This is a genomic window from Serratia sp. NFX21 (assembly GCF_048517035.1).
Taxonomy (GTDB): domain Bacteria; phylum Pseudomonadota; class Gammaproteobacteria; order Enterobacterales; family Enterobacteriaceae; genus Serratia; species Serratia quinivorans.
Window position 1 is genome coordinate 2,722,992 of sequence record NZ_CP183196.1, and the last position, 13,709, is coordinate 2,736,700.

At 52.8% G+C, this 13,709-nt stretch carries 14 protein-coding genes and 1 other annotated feature; of the genes, 12 read left to right on the forward strand and 2 right to left on the reverse strand.

Annotation, left to right across the window (positions count from 1 at the left end):
• The first annotated feature begins 1 nt into the window (after nt 1).
• The 3 genes from ACNT1W_RS12940 to ACNT1W_RS12950 all read left to right on the forward strand — a co-directional run bounded on the left by ACNT1W_RS12940 (nt 2) and on the right by ACNT1W_RS12950 (nt 4,142).
• Nucleotides 2-1,321, forward strand: coding sequence for a c-type cytochrome (locus ACNT1W_RS12940; RefSeq protein WP_167796641.1), 1,320 nt, complete (start codon nt 2-4; stop codon nt 1,319-1,321).
• A gap of 260 nt (nt 1,322-1,581) precedes the next feature.
• The gene (locus ACNT1W_RS12945; protein ID WP_012144875.1) at nt 1,582-2,865 is read left to right on the forward strand and encodes a septum site-determining protein; all 1,284 of its coding nucleotides are present in this window, start codon (nt 1,582-1,584) and stop codon (nt 2,863-2,865) included.
• A gap of 149 nt (nt 2,866-3,014) precedes the next feature.
• Nucleotides 3,015-4,142 carry an ABC transporter substrate-binding protein gene (locus tag ACNT1W_RS12950; protein ID WP_419245672.1) on the forward strand — a complete coding sequence of 376 codons (1,128 nt, stop codon included), beginning with the start codon at nt 3,015-3,017 and terminating at the stop codon, nt 4,140-4,142.
• A 35-nt stretch (nt 4,143-4,177) separates the two neighbouring features.
• On the opposite strand, the gene ACNT1W_RS12955 is transcribed toward ACNT1W_RS12950, so the two are convergent.
• Both ACNT1W_RS12955 and ACNT1W_RS12960 read right to left on the reverse strand, forming a co-directional pair.
• Complete coding sequence (locus tag ACNT1W_RS12955; RefSeq protein WP_012144877.1) at nt 4,178-4,867, reverse strand: MarC family NAAT transporter; 690 nt, start codon at nt 4,865-4,867, stop codon at nt 4,178-4,180.
• A 127-nt stretch (nt 4,868-4,994) separates the two neighbouring features.
• The gene (locus ACNT1W_RS12960; protein WP_419245673.1) at nt 4,995-5,339 is read right to left on the reverse strand and encodes a hypothetical protein; all 345 of its coding nucleotides are present in this window, start codon (nt 5,337-5,339) and stop codon (nt 4,995-4,997) included.
• Between the two features lie 164 nt (nt 5,340-5,503).
• Here ACNT1W_RS12960 and ACNT1W_RS12965 point away from each other — a divergent pair, with 164 nt between their 5' ends.
• The 9 genes from ACNT1W_RS12965 to ihfA all read left to right on the forward strand — a co-directional run bounded on the left by ACNT1W_RS12965 (nt 5,504) and on the right by ihfA (nt 13,579).
• On the forward strand, nt 5,504-6,130 hold the full coding sequence (locus tag ACNT1W_RS12965; protein ID WP_419245674.1) for a hypothetical protein: 627 nt from the start codon (nt 5,504-5,506) through the stop codon (nt 6,128-6,130).
• A gap of 221 nt (nt 6,131-6,351) precedes the next feature.
• The gene (thrS, locus tag ACNT1W_RS12970; RefSeq protein ID WP_261408036.1) at nt 6,352-8,280 is read left to right on the forward strand and encodes a threonine--tRNA ligase; all 1,929 of its coding nucleotides are present in this window, start codon (nt 6,352-6,354) and stop codon (nt 8,278-8,280) included.
• 3 nt (nt 8,281-8,283) lie between these two features.
• Nucleotides 8,284-8,835, forward strand: coding sequence for a translation initiation factor IF-3 (gene infC, locus ACNT1W_RS12975; RefSeq protein WP_013812633.1), 552 nt, complete (start codon nt 8,284-8,286; stop codon nt 8,833-8,835).
• 98 nt (nt 8,836-8,933) lie between these two features.
• Nucleotides 8,934-9,131, forward strand: coding sequence for a 50S ribosomal protein L35 (gene rpmI, locus ACNT1W_RS12980; RefSeq protein WP_004943591.1), 198 nt, complete (start codon nt 8,934-8,936; stop codon nt 9,129-9,131).
• Between the two features lie 43 nt (nt 9,132-9,174).
• On the forward strand, nt 9,175-9,531 hold the full coding sequence (gene rplT / locus ACNT1W_RS12985; RefSeq protein ID WP_004943595.1) for a 50S ribosomal protein L20: 357 nt from the start codon (nt 9,175-9,177) through the stop codon (nt 9,529-9,531).
• 116 nt (nt 9,532-9,647) lie between these two features.
• Nucleotides 9,648-9,770, forward strand: a sequence feature (Phe leader region).
• A complete protein-coding gene (gene pheM, locus ACNT1W_RS12990; RefSeq protein WP_197724622.1) occupies nt 9,652-9,696 on the forward strand; it encodes a pheST operon leader peptide PheM in 45 nt (14 codons plus the stop codon). It overlaps the preceding feature by 45 nt.
• A gap of 122 nt (nt 9,771-9,892) precedes the next feature.
• On the forward strand, nt 9,893-10,876 hold the full coding sequence (gene pheS / locus ACNT1W_RS12995) for a phenylalanine--tRNA ligase subunit alpha (RefSeq protein WP_012144881.1): 984 nt from the start codon (nt 9,893-9,895) through the stop codon (nt 10,874-10,876).
• A 14-nt stretch (nt 10,877-10,890) separates the two neighbouring features.
• Entirely contained in the window at nt 10,891-13,278 is a 2,388-nt protein-coding gene (gene pheT, locus ACNT1W_RS13000) for a phenylalanine--tRNA ligase subunit beta (RefSeq protein WP_419245675.1), read from the forward strand.
• Nucleotides 13,279-13,282: 4 nt separating this feature from the next.
• Nucleotides 13,283-13,579: an integration host factor subunit alpha gene (gene ihfA, locus ACNT1W_RS13005; RefSeq protein ID WP_004943604.1), complete on the forward strand. Its 297-nt coding sequence runs from the start codon at nt 13,283-13,285 to the stop codon at nt 13,577-13,579.
• Nucleotides 13,580-13,709: the final 130 nt, after the last annotated feature.

Below are 13,709 nucleotides of genomic sequence, written 5' to 3' on the forward strand. Positions count from 1 at the left end.
GATGAAAGCATTTGTTCCCGCACTGGTTCTCAGTGCACTGAGTTTCTCCGTCTGGGCGCAGGACGCCACGGTCAGCAGCGAGTTGATCAAACGCGGCGAGTATCTGGCGCGTGCCGGTGACTGTGTGGCCTGCCATACCAACGGCAAAAGCGGTAAAGAGTTTGCCGGTGGTCTGGCGATGGAAACGCCGATCGGCACCATTTACTCCACCAATATCTCGCCGGACAAGAAAACCGGCATCGGTGATTACAGCTTCGAAGACTTCGACAACGCGGTACGCAAGGGCGTCGCCAAAAACGGCAGCACCCTGTACCCGGCGATGCCGTATCCGTCGTTTGCGCTGGTGAAAGAGGACGACATGCGTGCCATGTATGCCTACTTCATGCACGGCGTACCGGCGGTAGAGCAGGCCAACAAGGATTCCGACATCCCCTGGCCGCTGTCAATGCGCTGGCCGCTGAGCATCTGGCGCGGCATGTTTGCGCCATCACCGGCGGACTTTGTGGCGGACACCAAGGCCGATCCGGTGATTGAACGGGGCCGCTATCTGGTGGAAGGGTTGGGCCACTGTGGTGCCTGCCATACGCCACGTAGCATTACCATGCAGGAAAAAGCGCTGAGCAATAACGACGGCGACAACTACCTGTCCGGCAGCAATGCGCCGATCGACGGTTGGGTGGCATCCAGCCTGCGCGGTGACAACAAGGATGGGCTGGGAACCTGGAGCGAGGCCGAACTGACCGAGTTCCTGAAAACCGGGCGTAACGATAAGTCCATCGTGTTTGGCGGCATGAGCGACGTGGTTGAGCATAGCCTGCAGTATCTCAGCGATGAGGATCTGACGGCAATTTCGCGCTACCTGAAAACGCTGCCGCCGAAAGACGGCAAACAACAGGCCGCACCGGTAGAGGACAGCGTAGCCAAGGATCTGTGGCGCGGTGACGACAGCAAGCCCGGAGCGGCGCTGTACGTCGATAACTGTGCTGCCTGCCACCGTACCGATGGCGTGGGCTACAAGCGTGCCTTCCCGGCGCTGAAGGGCAACCCGGTGGTGCAGACCGAAGATGCGACCTCATTGATCCACATCGTGCTGACCGGTAACACCACGCCGGCGGTGAAGGGAGCGGTATCCAACATCACCATGCCACCGTTTGGCTGGCGCCTGAACGATCAGCAGGTAGCGGAAGTGGTTAACTTCATTCGCTCAAGCTGGGGTAACAGCGCCAAGCCGGTCAGCGCCTCAGACGTGGCCAGCGTGCGTAAAGACCAGAAGGACATGGGCAGCGCCGCGGTGCCGGAACATCCGGACGCCAACAAGTAAGTCATCCTCCCAGGGCCTCATTCGAGGCCCTGGTTTTTTGTGCTTCTCAGCCGATTTTCACAGCGATTATTGTTCGCGAAACAGCCACTCAACCAGTGAAAGATAGACCTGGGCAACGTTTTTAATTATCCTTTGCCGTCCTTTTACCAGGCATAAGAATGAAATTCTGAGTTAAATAACTGATTATTATTAAAAATTCGCGGAGAAGGATATCCCGTTAGGCGCAATCGTTGTCGCTGCAGATTAAGGTAAGCTTTCCTATGAGTACGATTTCTCCCGATTCAGGCACGCTGGCTTCCGCCCAGCCGGGCAAATGGAACAAGACGGACACCGTCTGGATGTTTGGTCTCTACGCCACTGCGGTGGGGGCAGGTACGTTGTTTCTGCCGATCAATGCCGGCTTAAACGGCCCACTGGTGCTGTTGCTGATGGCCGTGTTTGCCTTCCCTCTGACTTATTTACCGCATCGCGCACTGAGCCGCTTTGTGCTTTCCGGCTCCAGCCGTGACGGCAATATCCATGATGTGGTGGTTGAGCACTTTGGCGTGCTGGCCGGTAAAATCATCATGGTGCTGTACCTGATGGCGTTCTTCCCGATCGTGCTGGTGTACAGCATTTCGATCACCAACGCGCTGGACAGTTTCCTGACTCATCAGTTTCACCTGACGCCGCTACCGCGTATCTGGCTGAGCCTGGCGGTGGTAGTGGTGCTGAACCTGGTGCTGCTGCGCGGTAAAGATGCCATTGTTTCGGCGATGGGCATGCTGGTATTCCCGTTGCTGGTATTTTTGATGGGTATTTCGCTGTACCTGATGCCGACCTGGCAAACCGCCAACTTTGTCAGTGGCCTGGCCAACACTCAGTTCAGTAGCCCGGACCTGTGGCATTCGTTGTGGTTGGCGGTGCCGGTGATGGTGTTTTCCTTTAGCCATGCGCCGATTATTTCGTCCTTCGCTTCGACCCAAAAGAGCCTGTATGGCGAACTGGCTGAACGCCGCTGCGCGCGAATTATGCGCTACAGCTACGTGCTGATCTGCGTCACCGTATTGTTCTTTGTCTTCAGTTGCGTGCTGAGCCTGTCCCACGAGGATATGCAGCAGGCGAAAGATCAAAACATTACCGTGCTGACCACGCTGGCGAACAAATTTTCCAACCCGTTGATCGCTTATTTGGGGCCGATGATGGCGATGCTGGCGATGGCCAAGTCCTATCTGGGCACCTCATTGGGGGTGACCGAAGGAGCGACCAGCCTGATTGACGGCCTGACGCGCGCGGTCGGTAAACCGCTAAGCTCACGTATTACACACCGTATTTCTGCCGTGTTGCTGTTCCTGCTGACCTGGGCGGCGACGGTCTGGAACCCGAGTGCGTTGCATATTATTGAAACCATCAGCGGCCCGCTGATCGCGGCAATCCTGTTTATTTTGCCGATGTATGCGGTGCGTAGGGTACCCGCCATGCGTCGTTACCGCGCGCTGAGCAATGTATTTGTGCTGGTGATGGGGCTGATTGCGCTGTCGGCGCTGATTTACGGCCTGATTTAACCTGACTGGTGCGCCGGTTCCGGCGCACCACCTTGTTGCTGTTCACATCTCTTTTCAATTAACCGAAAACACGCCCGGCGTTCTCTTTGATAATGGGAGCAATTCTCATTATTATTTCTGGATTAATTTCCCACGCTAAGGAGTGTTACGTGTACCGTCGAATAACCTTGCTGGCTTTCGCCTGCGCCTTTTCTACACAGGTGATGGCGACCACTTATCCGCTCACCCTGACCGATACCTCTGGTCAAACCCTGACTATTAAACAAGAGCCGAAACGCATTGTGGTGCAGGATGGGCGCGATATTCTGACGTTGGCCTTGCTTGACCGTGCCGATCCCTTTACCCGGCTGGTGGCGTGGAACAACCTGCTGAAGAAGAGCGATGGTGAAACCTGGAAAATTCTGCAAAGCAAGTGGCCAGAAGCCAAGAACGTTATCGATATGGGGTTTAGCGACAAGGGCGAGATTAACCTGGAGAGCGTTATCGCCAAACACCCTGACCTGATGGTGGCGCAGCTACGCTCTAAACCTTCTCTGAGCCAGACTGGCGTACTCGACAAGCTGCAAGCGCTGAATATCCCGGTGTTGTTTATCGATACCATGCTGAAACCGGTGGAGAACACCCCGAAAAGCATTACCTTGCTGGGGGAAACGCTAAACCGTGAAAGTGAAGCGAAACAGTACACGGACTTTTATCAGCAGCACTATCAGAGCATCCTCGATAAAACCAAAACGGTAGAACCCAAGCCGTTGGTGTTTATTGAAGCCAAAGCCGGCCTGAACGGGCTGGAATCCTGCTGTTTCACCCATGCACACGTCGGCTGGGGTGGGATGATTGAAGCGGTAGGCGCACGCAACGTGGGTTCTGCACTGCTACCGGGCGCGACCGGCGACGTATCGCTTGAGAAAGTGATCAGCATGAAGCCGGATGCGTATATTGTCTCCGGTTCCCAGTGGGCCAGTAAAACCAACGCCGCGGTGCCTTTTGGCTATGGTGTGACGCAACAGCAGGTGGATGCTGCATTTAACAGGATGAAACAGCGCCCAGGCTTTGCCCAGCTTTCGGCGGTAAAAGACGGTCGCTTCTACGGCATCTATCACAATTTCTATAACCACCCGTACAATATCGTTGGGCTGGAGTATTTGGCGAAGTTTATCTACCCGAACCAGTTCAAGGATTTGGATCCGGCGAAAACCTACAGCGAGATCCTCAGTCGTTTTACCGAAGTGCCGGAAGGCAATGGTATTTTAGGCGCGCAGGCGCCAACAGGTAAGTAAGTGAAACGGGCGCATGTCGCGCCCGTATTCATGGGTCAGGCAACGGCTGGGGTATAGGTGGAGATGATCTCCAATATGCCGTTGATAATAAATTGCACGCCCATACACACCAGCAGGAAACCCATCAGGCGTGAGATCGCCTCAATGCCACTTTGACCCACCAGCCTCATAATGGCGCCAGAGCTGCGCAGGCAAGCCCATAAAATCAGGGCTACCGACAGGAAGATGGCCACTGGCGCAACCAGCAGCACCCAGTGTGCAAATCCCAGGGTGTTCTCTTTGACGCTCGATGCCGAACTGATGATCATCGCAATGGTACCCGGCCCGGCGGTGCTGGGCATCGCCAGTGGCACAAAGGCGATATTGGCCGAGGTTTTTTTGCGCAGTTCTTTGCTTTTGCTCTCAACCTCTGGAGCTTCGTCCGCACTTTGCTGCGGGAACAGCATGCGAAAGCCAATAAAGGCCACAATCAGCCCGCCGGCGATCCGCAAACCGGGAATAGAGATGCCAAAGGTGTTCATGACCAACTGGCCGGCATAGAACGCCACCGTCATGATAAAGAACACATAGACCGATGCCATCAGCGATTGCTGGTTGCGCTCTTCGCGCGTCATATTGCCCGAAAGACCGAGCAACAGCGCGACCGTGGTGAGTGGGTTGGCCAGGGGCAGCAGTAGCACCAAACCCAGCCCAATGGCCTGGAATAACTGCAGAATACTCGTCATGGGTCAGACTTCCTGTTTTCAGTGAATGTTGTGACGCAGCATAAAGTCATACCCTAACTTGCCGCACGCTCAGCGGCAACGCCAGGGAAGCGAGCTGTAAATATAGAGGAATGGTATTTGCAGCTCATTATCCCTGAGTGCTGGAGGGGGTCAGCTCGGGCAGCACGTCAGTGTTGGCATCATCGTCATTCACACAATCGCTGGTTATCTCCTGCGTATCTTCACACTCGATGGGCGGTTCGTTTACCGCAATGGCTCTTGGGCGGCGGTCTGCCCCCAGGTGTAACAATGCAAAAATAGCCACCAGCACGATGCAGACGCCAACGAGTAACTTCAATAACCGATTCATGATGCGGGATGCTGTCTCAACTCTGCCGTTAGTGGCATCAGAATAGCGGGAGCGGATGAGGTGCGCCATAGCTGATTTTTCAGTGGGAAATACCTCGATGCTCTTTTTATCTTGTTCCGACACGGTGATTTCCTGCACTGTCATAGGGTGTTTTGTGGTTTTTTTTGTTTTTTATGGCACTTTTACCGCAAATTTTCCCCGAGTTGCTTCTATTTCGCATTAATTGCCACGATCCCCAGGTACAGACAAATACCATAGGCGCGCTTTAAATAATAACGAGAGTGACTATGAAACATAATCTGCAAATTTTACTGGGAAAAGCAAGCCACTTTCTGCTTTGCAGCCTGCTACTGGCTGGCTTGGTGGGCCTGATTTTTATCGACGTGCATTGGTTGCATAATTTTGTTTATGAAACCTCGTTAACTGAAATAGCTCAGGAGTTGATTCTTGCCGCCATAGCATCCTGTTTTTTCATTGTGGCATACAGGGATGCTGTTTATCGGCCAGCATGGATGTTGGTCGGGGGGTTCTTTCTGTGCATGCTGATTCGAGAGATGGATTTTGCCTTTGATACGCTTTGGCATGGCTCCTGGATCTGGTTTGCTGTGGCGGTTGCACTGATTTGTTTGGGGTATGCATCACGTCATATCGCAGCCACATTGCAGGGGCTGGCGCATTTTGTGACGCACCCGAGCTACGGCATGATGTGTGCCGGCCTGCTGTGTATCTTGGTGTTTTCACGGCTGTTCGGCATAAGTTTACTGTGGCAGACATTGATGCTCGATGGTTACAACCGGGTGGTGAAGAATATGGTAGAGGAGGGCTGTGAAGTCCTGGGGTATTCCCTGTGCCTGATTGCCACCCTGAGTTACCTGAAAGACTATTTATCGTCGCGGACTGTGGCAATTCGCTGATTGGATCTGAATTGCAGTTTATTTATCCGGAACAATTTTAGTGATAGTATCCACTTAGCCAATTTGGCTGTGAAGGTATGCTTTCCATTCTGTGTACCCGGTTAGGTATCAATCTGGCAATTGTGGGCGAGATCTGAAACCTAACTGACTAAATCCCAACCCAATTTTCGTACTGCATGTGATCTGTCGTGAGGGTCACCACTGTAGATAAGGAATTATTAATGCCTGTTATTACTCTTCCTGACGGCAGTCAGCGTCATTTCGCAAACCCTGTTTCCCCCCTCGATGTTGCCCTTGATATCGGCCCTGGCCTGGCGAAAGCCTGTATTGCCGGCCGTGTAAACGGTGAACTGGTTGATGCCGGCGATCTGATCGAATCAGATGCGCAACTGGCGATCATCACCATCAAGGACGCCGAAGGCCTGGAAATCATGCGCCACTCCTGTGCGCACCTGCTGGGTCATGCGATCAAACAACTGTGGCCAGACACCAAAATGGCGATCGGTCCAGTGATCGACAATGGTTTCTATTATGACGTTGATATTGACCGTACCCTGACACAGGAAGACCTGGATCTGCTGGAAAAGCGGATGCATGAGTTGGCCGACAAAGATTATGACGTCATCAAGAAAAAGGTTAGCTGGCAAGAAGCTCGCGATACCTTTGCTGCGCGTGGTGAAGACTACAAAGTGGCAATTCTGGATGAGAACATCAGCCATGACGACCGTCCTGGCCTGTATCACCATGAAGAATATGTCGACATGTGCCGTGGGCCGCACGTGCCGAACATGCGTTTCTGTCATCATTTCAAACTGCAGAAAACTTCGGGCGCTTACTGGCGTGGCGACAGCAAAAATAAAATGCTGCAACGCATCTACGGTACTGCCTGGGCAGACAAGAAACAGCTGAATGCCTACCTGCAGCGTCTGGAAGAAGCCGCCAAGCGTGACCACCGCAAGATCGGTAAGCAGCTCGACCTGTACCATATGCAGGAAGAAGCGCCGGGCATGGTGTTCTGGCACAACGATGGCTGGACTATTTTCCGCGAGCTGGAAGCCTTTGTGCGTATGAAGCTCAAGGAATACCAGTATCAGGAAGTGAAAGGGCCATTTATGATGGACCGTGTGCTGTGGGAAAAAACCGGCCACTGGGAAAACTATAAAGACGCCATGTTCACCACCTCGTCGGAAAACCGCGAGTATTGCATCAAGCCGATGAACTGCCCGGGTCACGTGCAGATCTTCAATCAGGGCCTGAAGTCTTACCGCGATTTGCCGCTGCGTATGGGCGAATTCGGCAGTTGCCATCGTAACGAGCCTTCGGGTTCTCTGCATGGCCTGATGCGCGTGCGTGGTTTCACCCAGGATGACGCCCATATCTTCTGTACTGAAGAGCAGGTGCGTGCCGAAGTGAACGAATGCATCAGAATGGTCTATGATGTGTACGGCACCTTTGGCTTCGACAAGATTGCGGTAAAACTTTCTACCCGTCCTGAGAAGCGCATTGGTACTGACGATATGTGGACCCGTGCGGAAGAAGATCTGGCCGCTGCGCTGACTGAAAACGGGATTCCGTTTGAATATCAGCCGGGTGAGGGTGCCTTCTACGGACCAAAAATTGAATTTACTCTGCATGATTGTTTGGATCGTGCATGGCAATGTGGTACCGTGCAGCTCGATTTCTTCTTACCGGGCCGTTTAGGCGCATCGTATGTTGGCGAAAACAACGATCGCGTGGTCCCGGTAATGATTCACCGTGCTATTTTGGGCTCCATGGAGCGTTTCATCGGTATCCTTACCGAAGAATACGCAGGGTTCTACCCAACCTGGATTGCTCCGGTACAGGTGGTGGTGATGAATATCACCGACAGCCAGTCTGATTATGTCCAGCAATTGACCAAAAAATTGCAGGACGCAGGTATTCGCGTTAAAGCGGACTTGAGAAATGAGAAGATTGGCTTTAAAATTCGCGAACATACTTTACGACGGGTTCCTTACATGTTGGTGTGCGGTGATAAAGAGGTCGAATCAGGCAAAGTTGCCGTTCGTACCCGCCGTGGCAAAGACCTGGGAAGCCTGGACGTAAATGAAGTCGTAGACAAGCTGCTAAAAGAGATTCGCAGCCGTAGTCTTCATCAACTGGAGGAATAAAGTATTAAAGGCGGAAAACGAGTTCAACCGGCGCGTCCTAATCGCATTAACAGAGAAATTCGCGCGCAAGAAGTTCGCCTAACCGGCGTCGATGGCGAGCAGATTGGTATTGTCAGTCTGAATGAAGCTCTTGAAAAAGCTGAGGAAGCGGGCGTTGATTTAGTAGAAATCAGCCCAAATGCCGAACCGCCAGTTTGTCGAATCATGGATTACGGCAAATTCCTCTACGAGAAGAGCAAGTCGACAAAAGAACAGAAGAAGAAGCAAAAAGTTATTCAGGTCAAGGAAATCAAATTCCGTCCTGGTACCGATGATGGCGACTATCAGGTAAAACTACGCAACCTGATTCGCTTTCTTGAAGATGGCGATAAAGCCAAAATCACCCTGCGTTTCCGTGGGCGTGAGATGGCGCACCAACAGATCGGCATGGAAGTGCTTAACCGCGTCCGTAAAGACCTGTGTGAAGATTCTGATTTGGCCATTGTCGAATCCTTCCCTACGAGGATCGAAGGCCGTCAGATGATCATGGTGCTCGCACCGAAGAAGAGGCAGTAAGGCCTCCAAGTAATAAAACTCACGCAGCGCTTGCGTTGTGTGGGTTTTATTCGCCTAACTGATTCGTTGTTTAACAATGCGAAGTGGATTTAATTAAAATGCCAAAGATTAAAACTGTACGTGGTGCAGCCAAACGCTTCAAAAAAACCGGCAGCGGTGGTTTTAAGCGTAAGCATGCTAACCTGCGTCATATTCTGACCAAAAAAGCAACCAAGCGTAAACGTCACCTGCGTCCGAAAGGCATGGTGTCTAAAAACGATATGGTCCTGGTTGTTGCGTGCCTGCCGTACGCATAAGCCATTTTTTTTGAATCTAGAATAAGACTTTAGGAGAGAGCATATGGCTCGCGTAAAACGTGGTGTAATTGCACGCGCACGTCACAAGAAAATTTTAAAACAAGCGAAAGGTTACTACGGTGCCCGTTCGCGCGTTTATCGTGTTGCCTTCCAGGCAGTAATCAAAGCAGGTCAGTATGCTTACCGTGACCGTCGTCAACGTAAGCGTCAGTTCCGTCAGCTGTGGATTGCACGTATCAACGCAGCTGCTCGTGTGAACGGCCTGTCTTACAGCAAATTCATTAACGGCTTGAAAAAAGCTTCTATTGAAATTGACCGTAAGATCCTGGCTGACATCGCAGTCTTCGACAAAGTGGCCTTTGGCGCACTGGTCGAGAAAGCGAAAGCAGCACTGGCGTAAGTCAGTTATTAAAGAGGGGGCTTGCTCCCTCTTTAATCTTTGTTTTTCAGCTACAAATACTGGCTTTTATTGACCGCCGCCGTATCGCTGGTGGGCAATCATCGACAAGGTAACGCAATCATGAACTCTGTTATTTTTCGTTTCTTTTTTTACTTTAGCGCCTGATTTCAGGAGGCTTTGCGCGTAAGAGAAGAAACGAAAAGTAGCGCCTAAGCCTCCCCTGTGGAGGCTTTTTTGTTTTTGGCCATCTCAAGTCATTGCCGGGCTATAACTTAAAATGCTTTGGAGTTGAGCCAAAGGCGTGTTCGAATAATAGATAACAATTACTTAGAGCCATATCGGCCAGAGGAAGAGGAAAGCAATGCCACATCTCGCAGAGCTGGTTGCCAATGCCAAGGCAGCCGTAGAAGATGCCCAGGATGTTGCCGCGTTAGATTTGGTACGCGTCGAATATTTAGGCAAGAAAGGCCATTTTACCTTACAGATGCAATCGCTGCGTGACGTGCCGGCAGAAGATCGCCCGGCGGCCGGAGCGGTGATCAACCAGGCAAAGCAGGCGGTACAGGAAGCGCTGAACGCGCGTAAGAATGCGCTGGAATCTGCTGCGTTGAATGAGCGTCTGGCGGCAGAAACCATCGACGTTTCTTTGCCGGGCCGTCGTATGGAAAACGGTGGGCTGCATCCGGTAACCCGCACCATCGACCGAATTGAAGCCTTCTTCGGCGAACTGGGCTTCTCCGTAGAGACCGGGCCTGAGATTGAAGATGACTATCATAACTTCGACGCGCTGAATATTCCGGGCCACCACCCGGCGCGTGCCGATCACGATACCTTCTGGTTCGATGCTACGCGTTTACTGCGTACTCAAACTTCTGGCGTGCAGATCCGCACCATGAAGGAGCAGCAGCCGCCAATCCGCATTATTGCGCCGGGTCGTGTTTACCGTAATGACTACGATCAGACGCATACTCCGATGTTCCATCAGATGGAAGGCCTGATTGTCGACAAGGACATCAGCTTCACCAACCTGAAGGGCACGCTGCATGATTTCCTGAATAACTTCTTTGAAGAAGATTTGCAGGTTCGTTTCCGTCCTTCTTATTTCCCGTTTACCGAACCTTCCGCTGAAGTGGATGTGATGGGTAAAAACGGCAAGTGGCTGGAAGTTCTGGGCTGCGGCATGGTTCACCCGAACGTGCTGCGCAACGTGGGTATCGATCCGGAAGTTTACTCCGGCTTCGCTTTCGGTATGGGTATGGAGCGTCTGACGATGCTGCGTTACGGCGTTACCGACCTGCGTGCGTTCTTCGAAAACGATCTGCGCTTCCTCAAACAGTTTAAGTAAGGCGGGAATATTACATGAAATTCAGTGAACTCTGGTTGCGCGAGTGGGTAAACCCGGCCATCAGCAGCGAAGCATTATCCGATCAAATTACCATGGCCGGCCTGGAAGTGGACGGCGTGGAGCCGGTAGCCGGTGCCTTTAATGGCGTCGTCGTGGGCCATGTGGTTGAGTGCGGTCAGCATCCGAACGCAGACAAACTGCGCGTGACCAGGATCAACGTGGGCGGCGATCGCTTACTGGATATCGTCTGTGGTGCACCAAACTGCCGTACCGGTCTGAAAGTGGCCGTTGCTACCGTGGGCGCGGTGCTGCCGGGCGATTTCAAAATCAAAGCCGCCAAACTGCGCGGTGAGCCTTCGGAAGGGATGCTGTGCTCGTTCTCCGAGCTGGGTATTACTGACGATCACGACGGTATCATTGAGTTGCCGGAAGACGCACCGATTGGCACCGATATCCGTGAATATCTGAAGCTGGATGACAACGCGATCGAAATCAGCGTAACGCCGAACCGCGCCGATTGCCTGGGCATTATTGGCGTGGCGCGTGACGTTGGGGTGCTGAACCAGGTTGCCCTGACCGAACCGGACATGAGCCCGGTTGCTGCCACCATTAACGATACGCTGCCGATCCGCGTAGATGCGCCACAGGCGTGTCCGCGTTACCTTGGCCGCGTAGTAAAAGGCATCGACGTCAAGGCTGCCAGCCCGTTGTGGATGCGTGAGAAGCTGCGTCGCTGCGGCATTCGTTCTATAGATGCGGTGGTGGACGTTACCAACTACGTGCTGTTGGAACTGGGGCAGCCAATGCATGCCTTCGACCTGAGCCGCATCGAAGGCGGTATCGTGGTGCGTATGGCCAACGTTGGGGAGCCTCTGACGCTGCTGGACGGTACCGAAGCCAAACTGAATGCCGATACCTTAGTGATTGCCGATCACCAGAAAGCTCTGGCGATGGGTGGCATCTTCGGTGGTGAACACTCAGGGGTGAATGAATCCACCCAGGACGTGCTGCTGGAATGTGCGTTCTTCAACCCGCTGGCCATTACCGGCCGCGCACGCCGTCAGGGTCTGCACACTGATGCTTCCCATCGTTACGAGCGCGGTGTTGATCCGGCGTTGCAGTACAAAGCGATGGAGCGTGCGACTCGCCTGTTGATTGATATCTGTGGCGGCCAGGCCGGTCCGGTTATCGATGTGACCACCGAAAGTGAGTTGCCGAAGCGCGCTACCATTACCTTACGTCGTGAAAAGCTCGATCGCCTGATTGGCCATGTGGTGCCAAGCGAGCAGGTCAGTGACATTTTGCGTCGTCTGGGTTGCCAGGTGACCGAGCAGGGCGATAACTGGCTGGCGGTTGCGCCGAGCTGGCGTTTCGATATGGAAATCGAAGAAGACCTGGTGGAAGAAGTGGCGCGTGTTTACGGCTACAACAACATTCCTGACGTGCCGGTCCGCGCTGACCTGATCATGACCAAGCATCGCGAAGCAGATCTGACCCTGAAACGCGTGAAGACCATGCTGGTCGATCACGGTTACCAGGAAGCGATCACCTACAGTTTCGTTGATCCTAAAGTACAGGCCTTGCTGCACCCGGGCGAAGAAGTTCTGATCCTGCCAAGCCCAATCTCGGTAGAGATGTCCGCCATGCGTTTGTCGCTGTGGACCGGCTTGTTGTCCGCGGTGGTTTATAACCAGAATCGCCAGCAGACGCGTCTGCGCCTGTTTGAAAGCGGCCTGCGCTTTGTCCCTGATACTGCGGCAAATCTGGGTATCCGTCAGGATGTCATGCTGGCAGGGGTGATTGCGGGCCATACGCATGAAGAACATTGGGATCTGGCGCGTAAGCCAGTCGACTTCTATGATTTAAAAGGGGATCTGGAGTCTGTCCTGGAGCTGACCGGTAAATTATCCGAAATTCAGTTCAAGGCAGAGGCTAATCCGGCCCTGCACCCAGGGCAGAGCGCAGCGATTTATTTCCAGGGTGAACGTGTAGGTTTCATCGGTGTGGTTCATCCGGAACTTGAACGTAAACTGGATCTTAACGGCCGCACAGTGGTGTTTGAACTGGAGTGGGACAAGGTCGCAAGCCGCGCCGTACCTCAGGCGCGGGAGATTTCTCGCTTCCCGGCAAACCGCCGTGATATCGCCGTTGTGGTGGCTGAAAACGTCCCCGCAGAAGATATTTTGGCAGAGTGTAAGAAAGTTGGCGCAAATCAGGTAGTTGGCGTAAACTTGTTTGATGTGTACCGTGGCAAGGGCGTGGCAGAGGGTTATAAGAGCCTGGCTATCAGTCTGGTATTGCAGGATACCGCTCGTACACTGGAAGAAGAGGAGATAGCCGTTACCGTTGCAAAATGTGTAGAGGCTCTAAAACAGCGATTCCAAGCATCCTTGAGGGATTGAACCTATGGCGCTTACTAAAGCTGAAATGTCAGAACACCTGTTTGAAAAGCTTGGGCTTAGCAAACGGGATGCCAAAGACCTGGTAGAACTGTTTTTCGAAGAGGTTCGTCGTGCTCTTGAAAACGGTGAGCAGGTTAAACTGTCAGGTTTTGGCAATTTTGATTTGCGTGACAAGAACCAACGTCCGGGGCGTAACCCGAAGACCGGCGAAGACATTCCGATTACGGCGCGTCGCGTGGTCACTTTCCGTCCAGGGCAAAAACTGAAAAGTCGGGTAGAGAACGCAAGCCCGAAAGAGTAAGTTGCGTGAAACCAAAAAAGGCCGCTTTAGCGGCCTTTTTCTTTTTAGAGGGAGTTTTCGGTTTATTCTTAGACTATATAAAATAAAAACGCCTACCCAATAAAATTGACACCGGCCCTTCACATTTAAA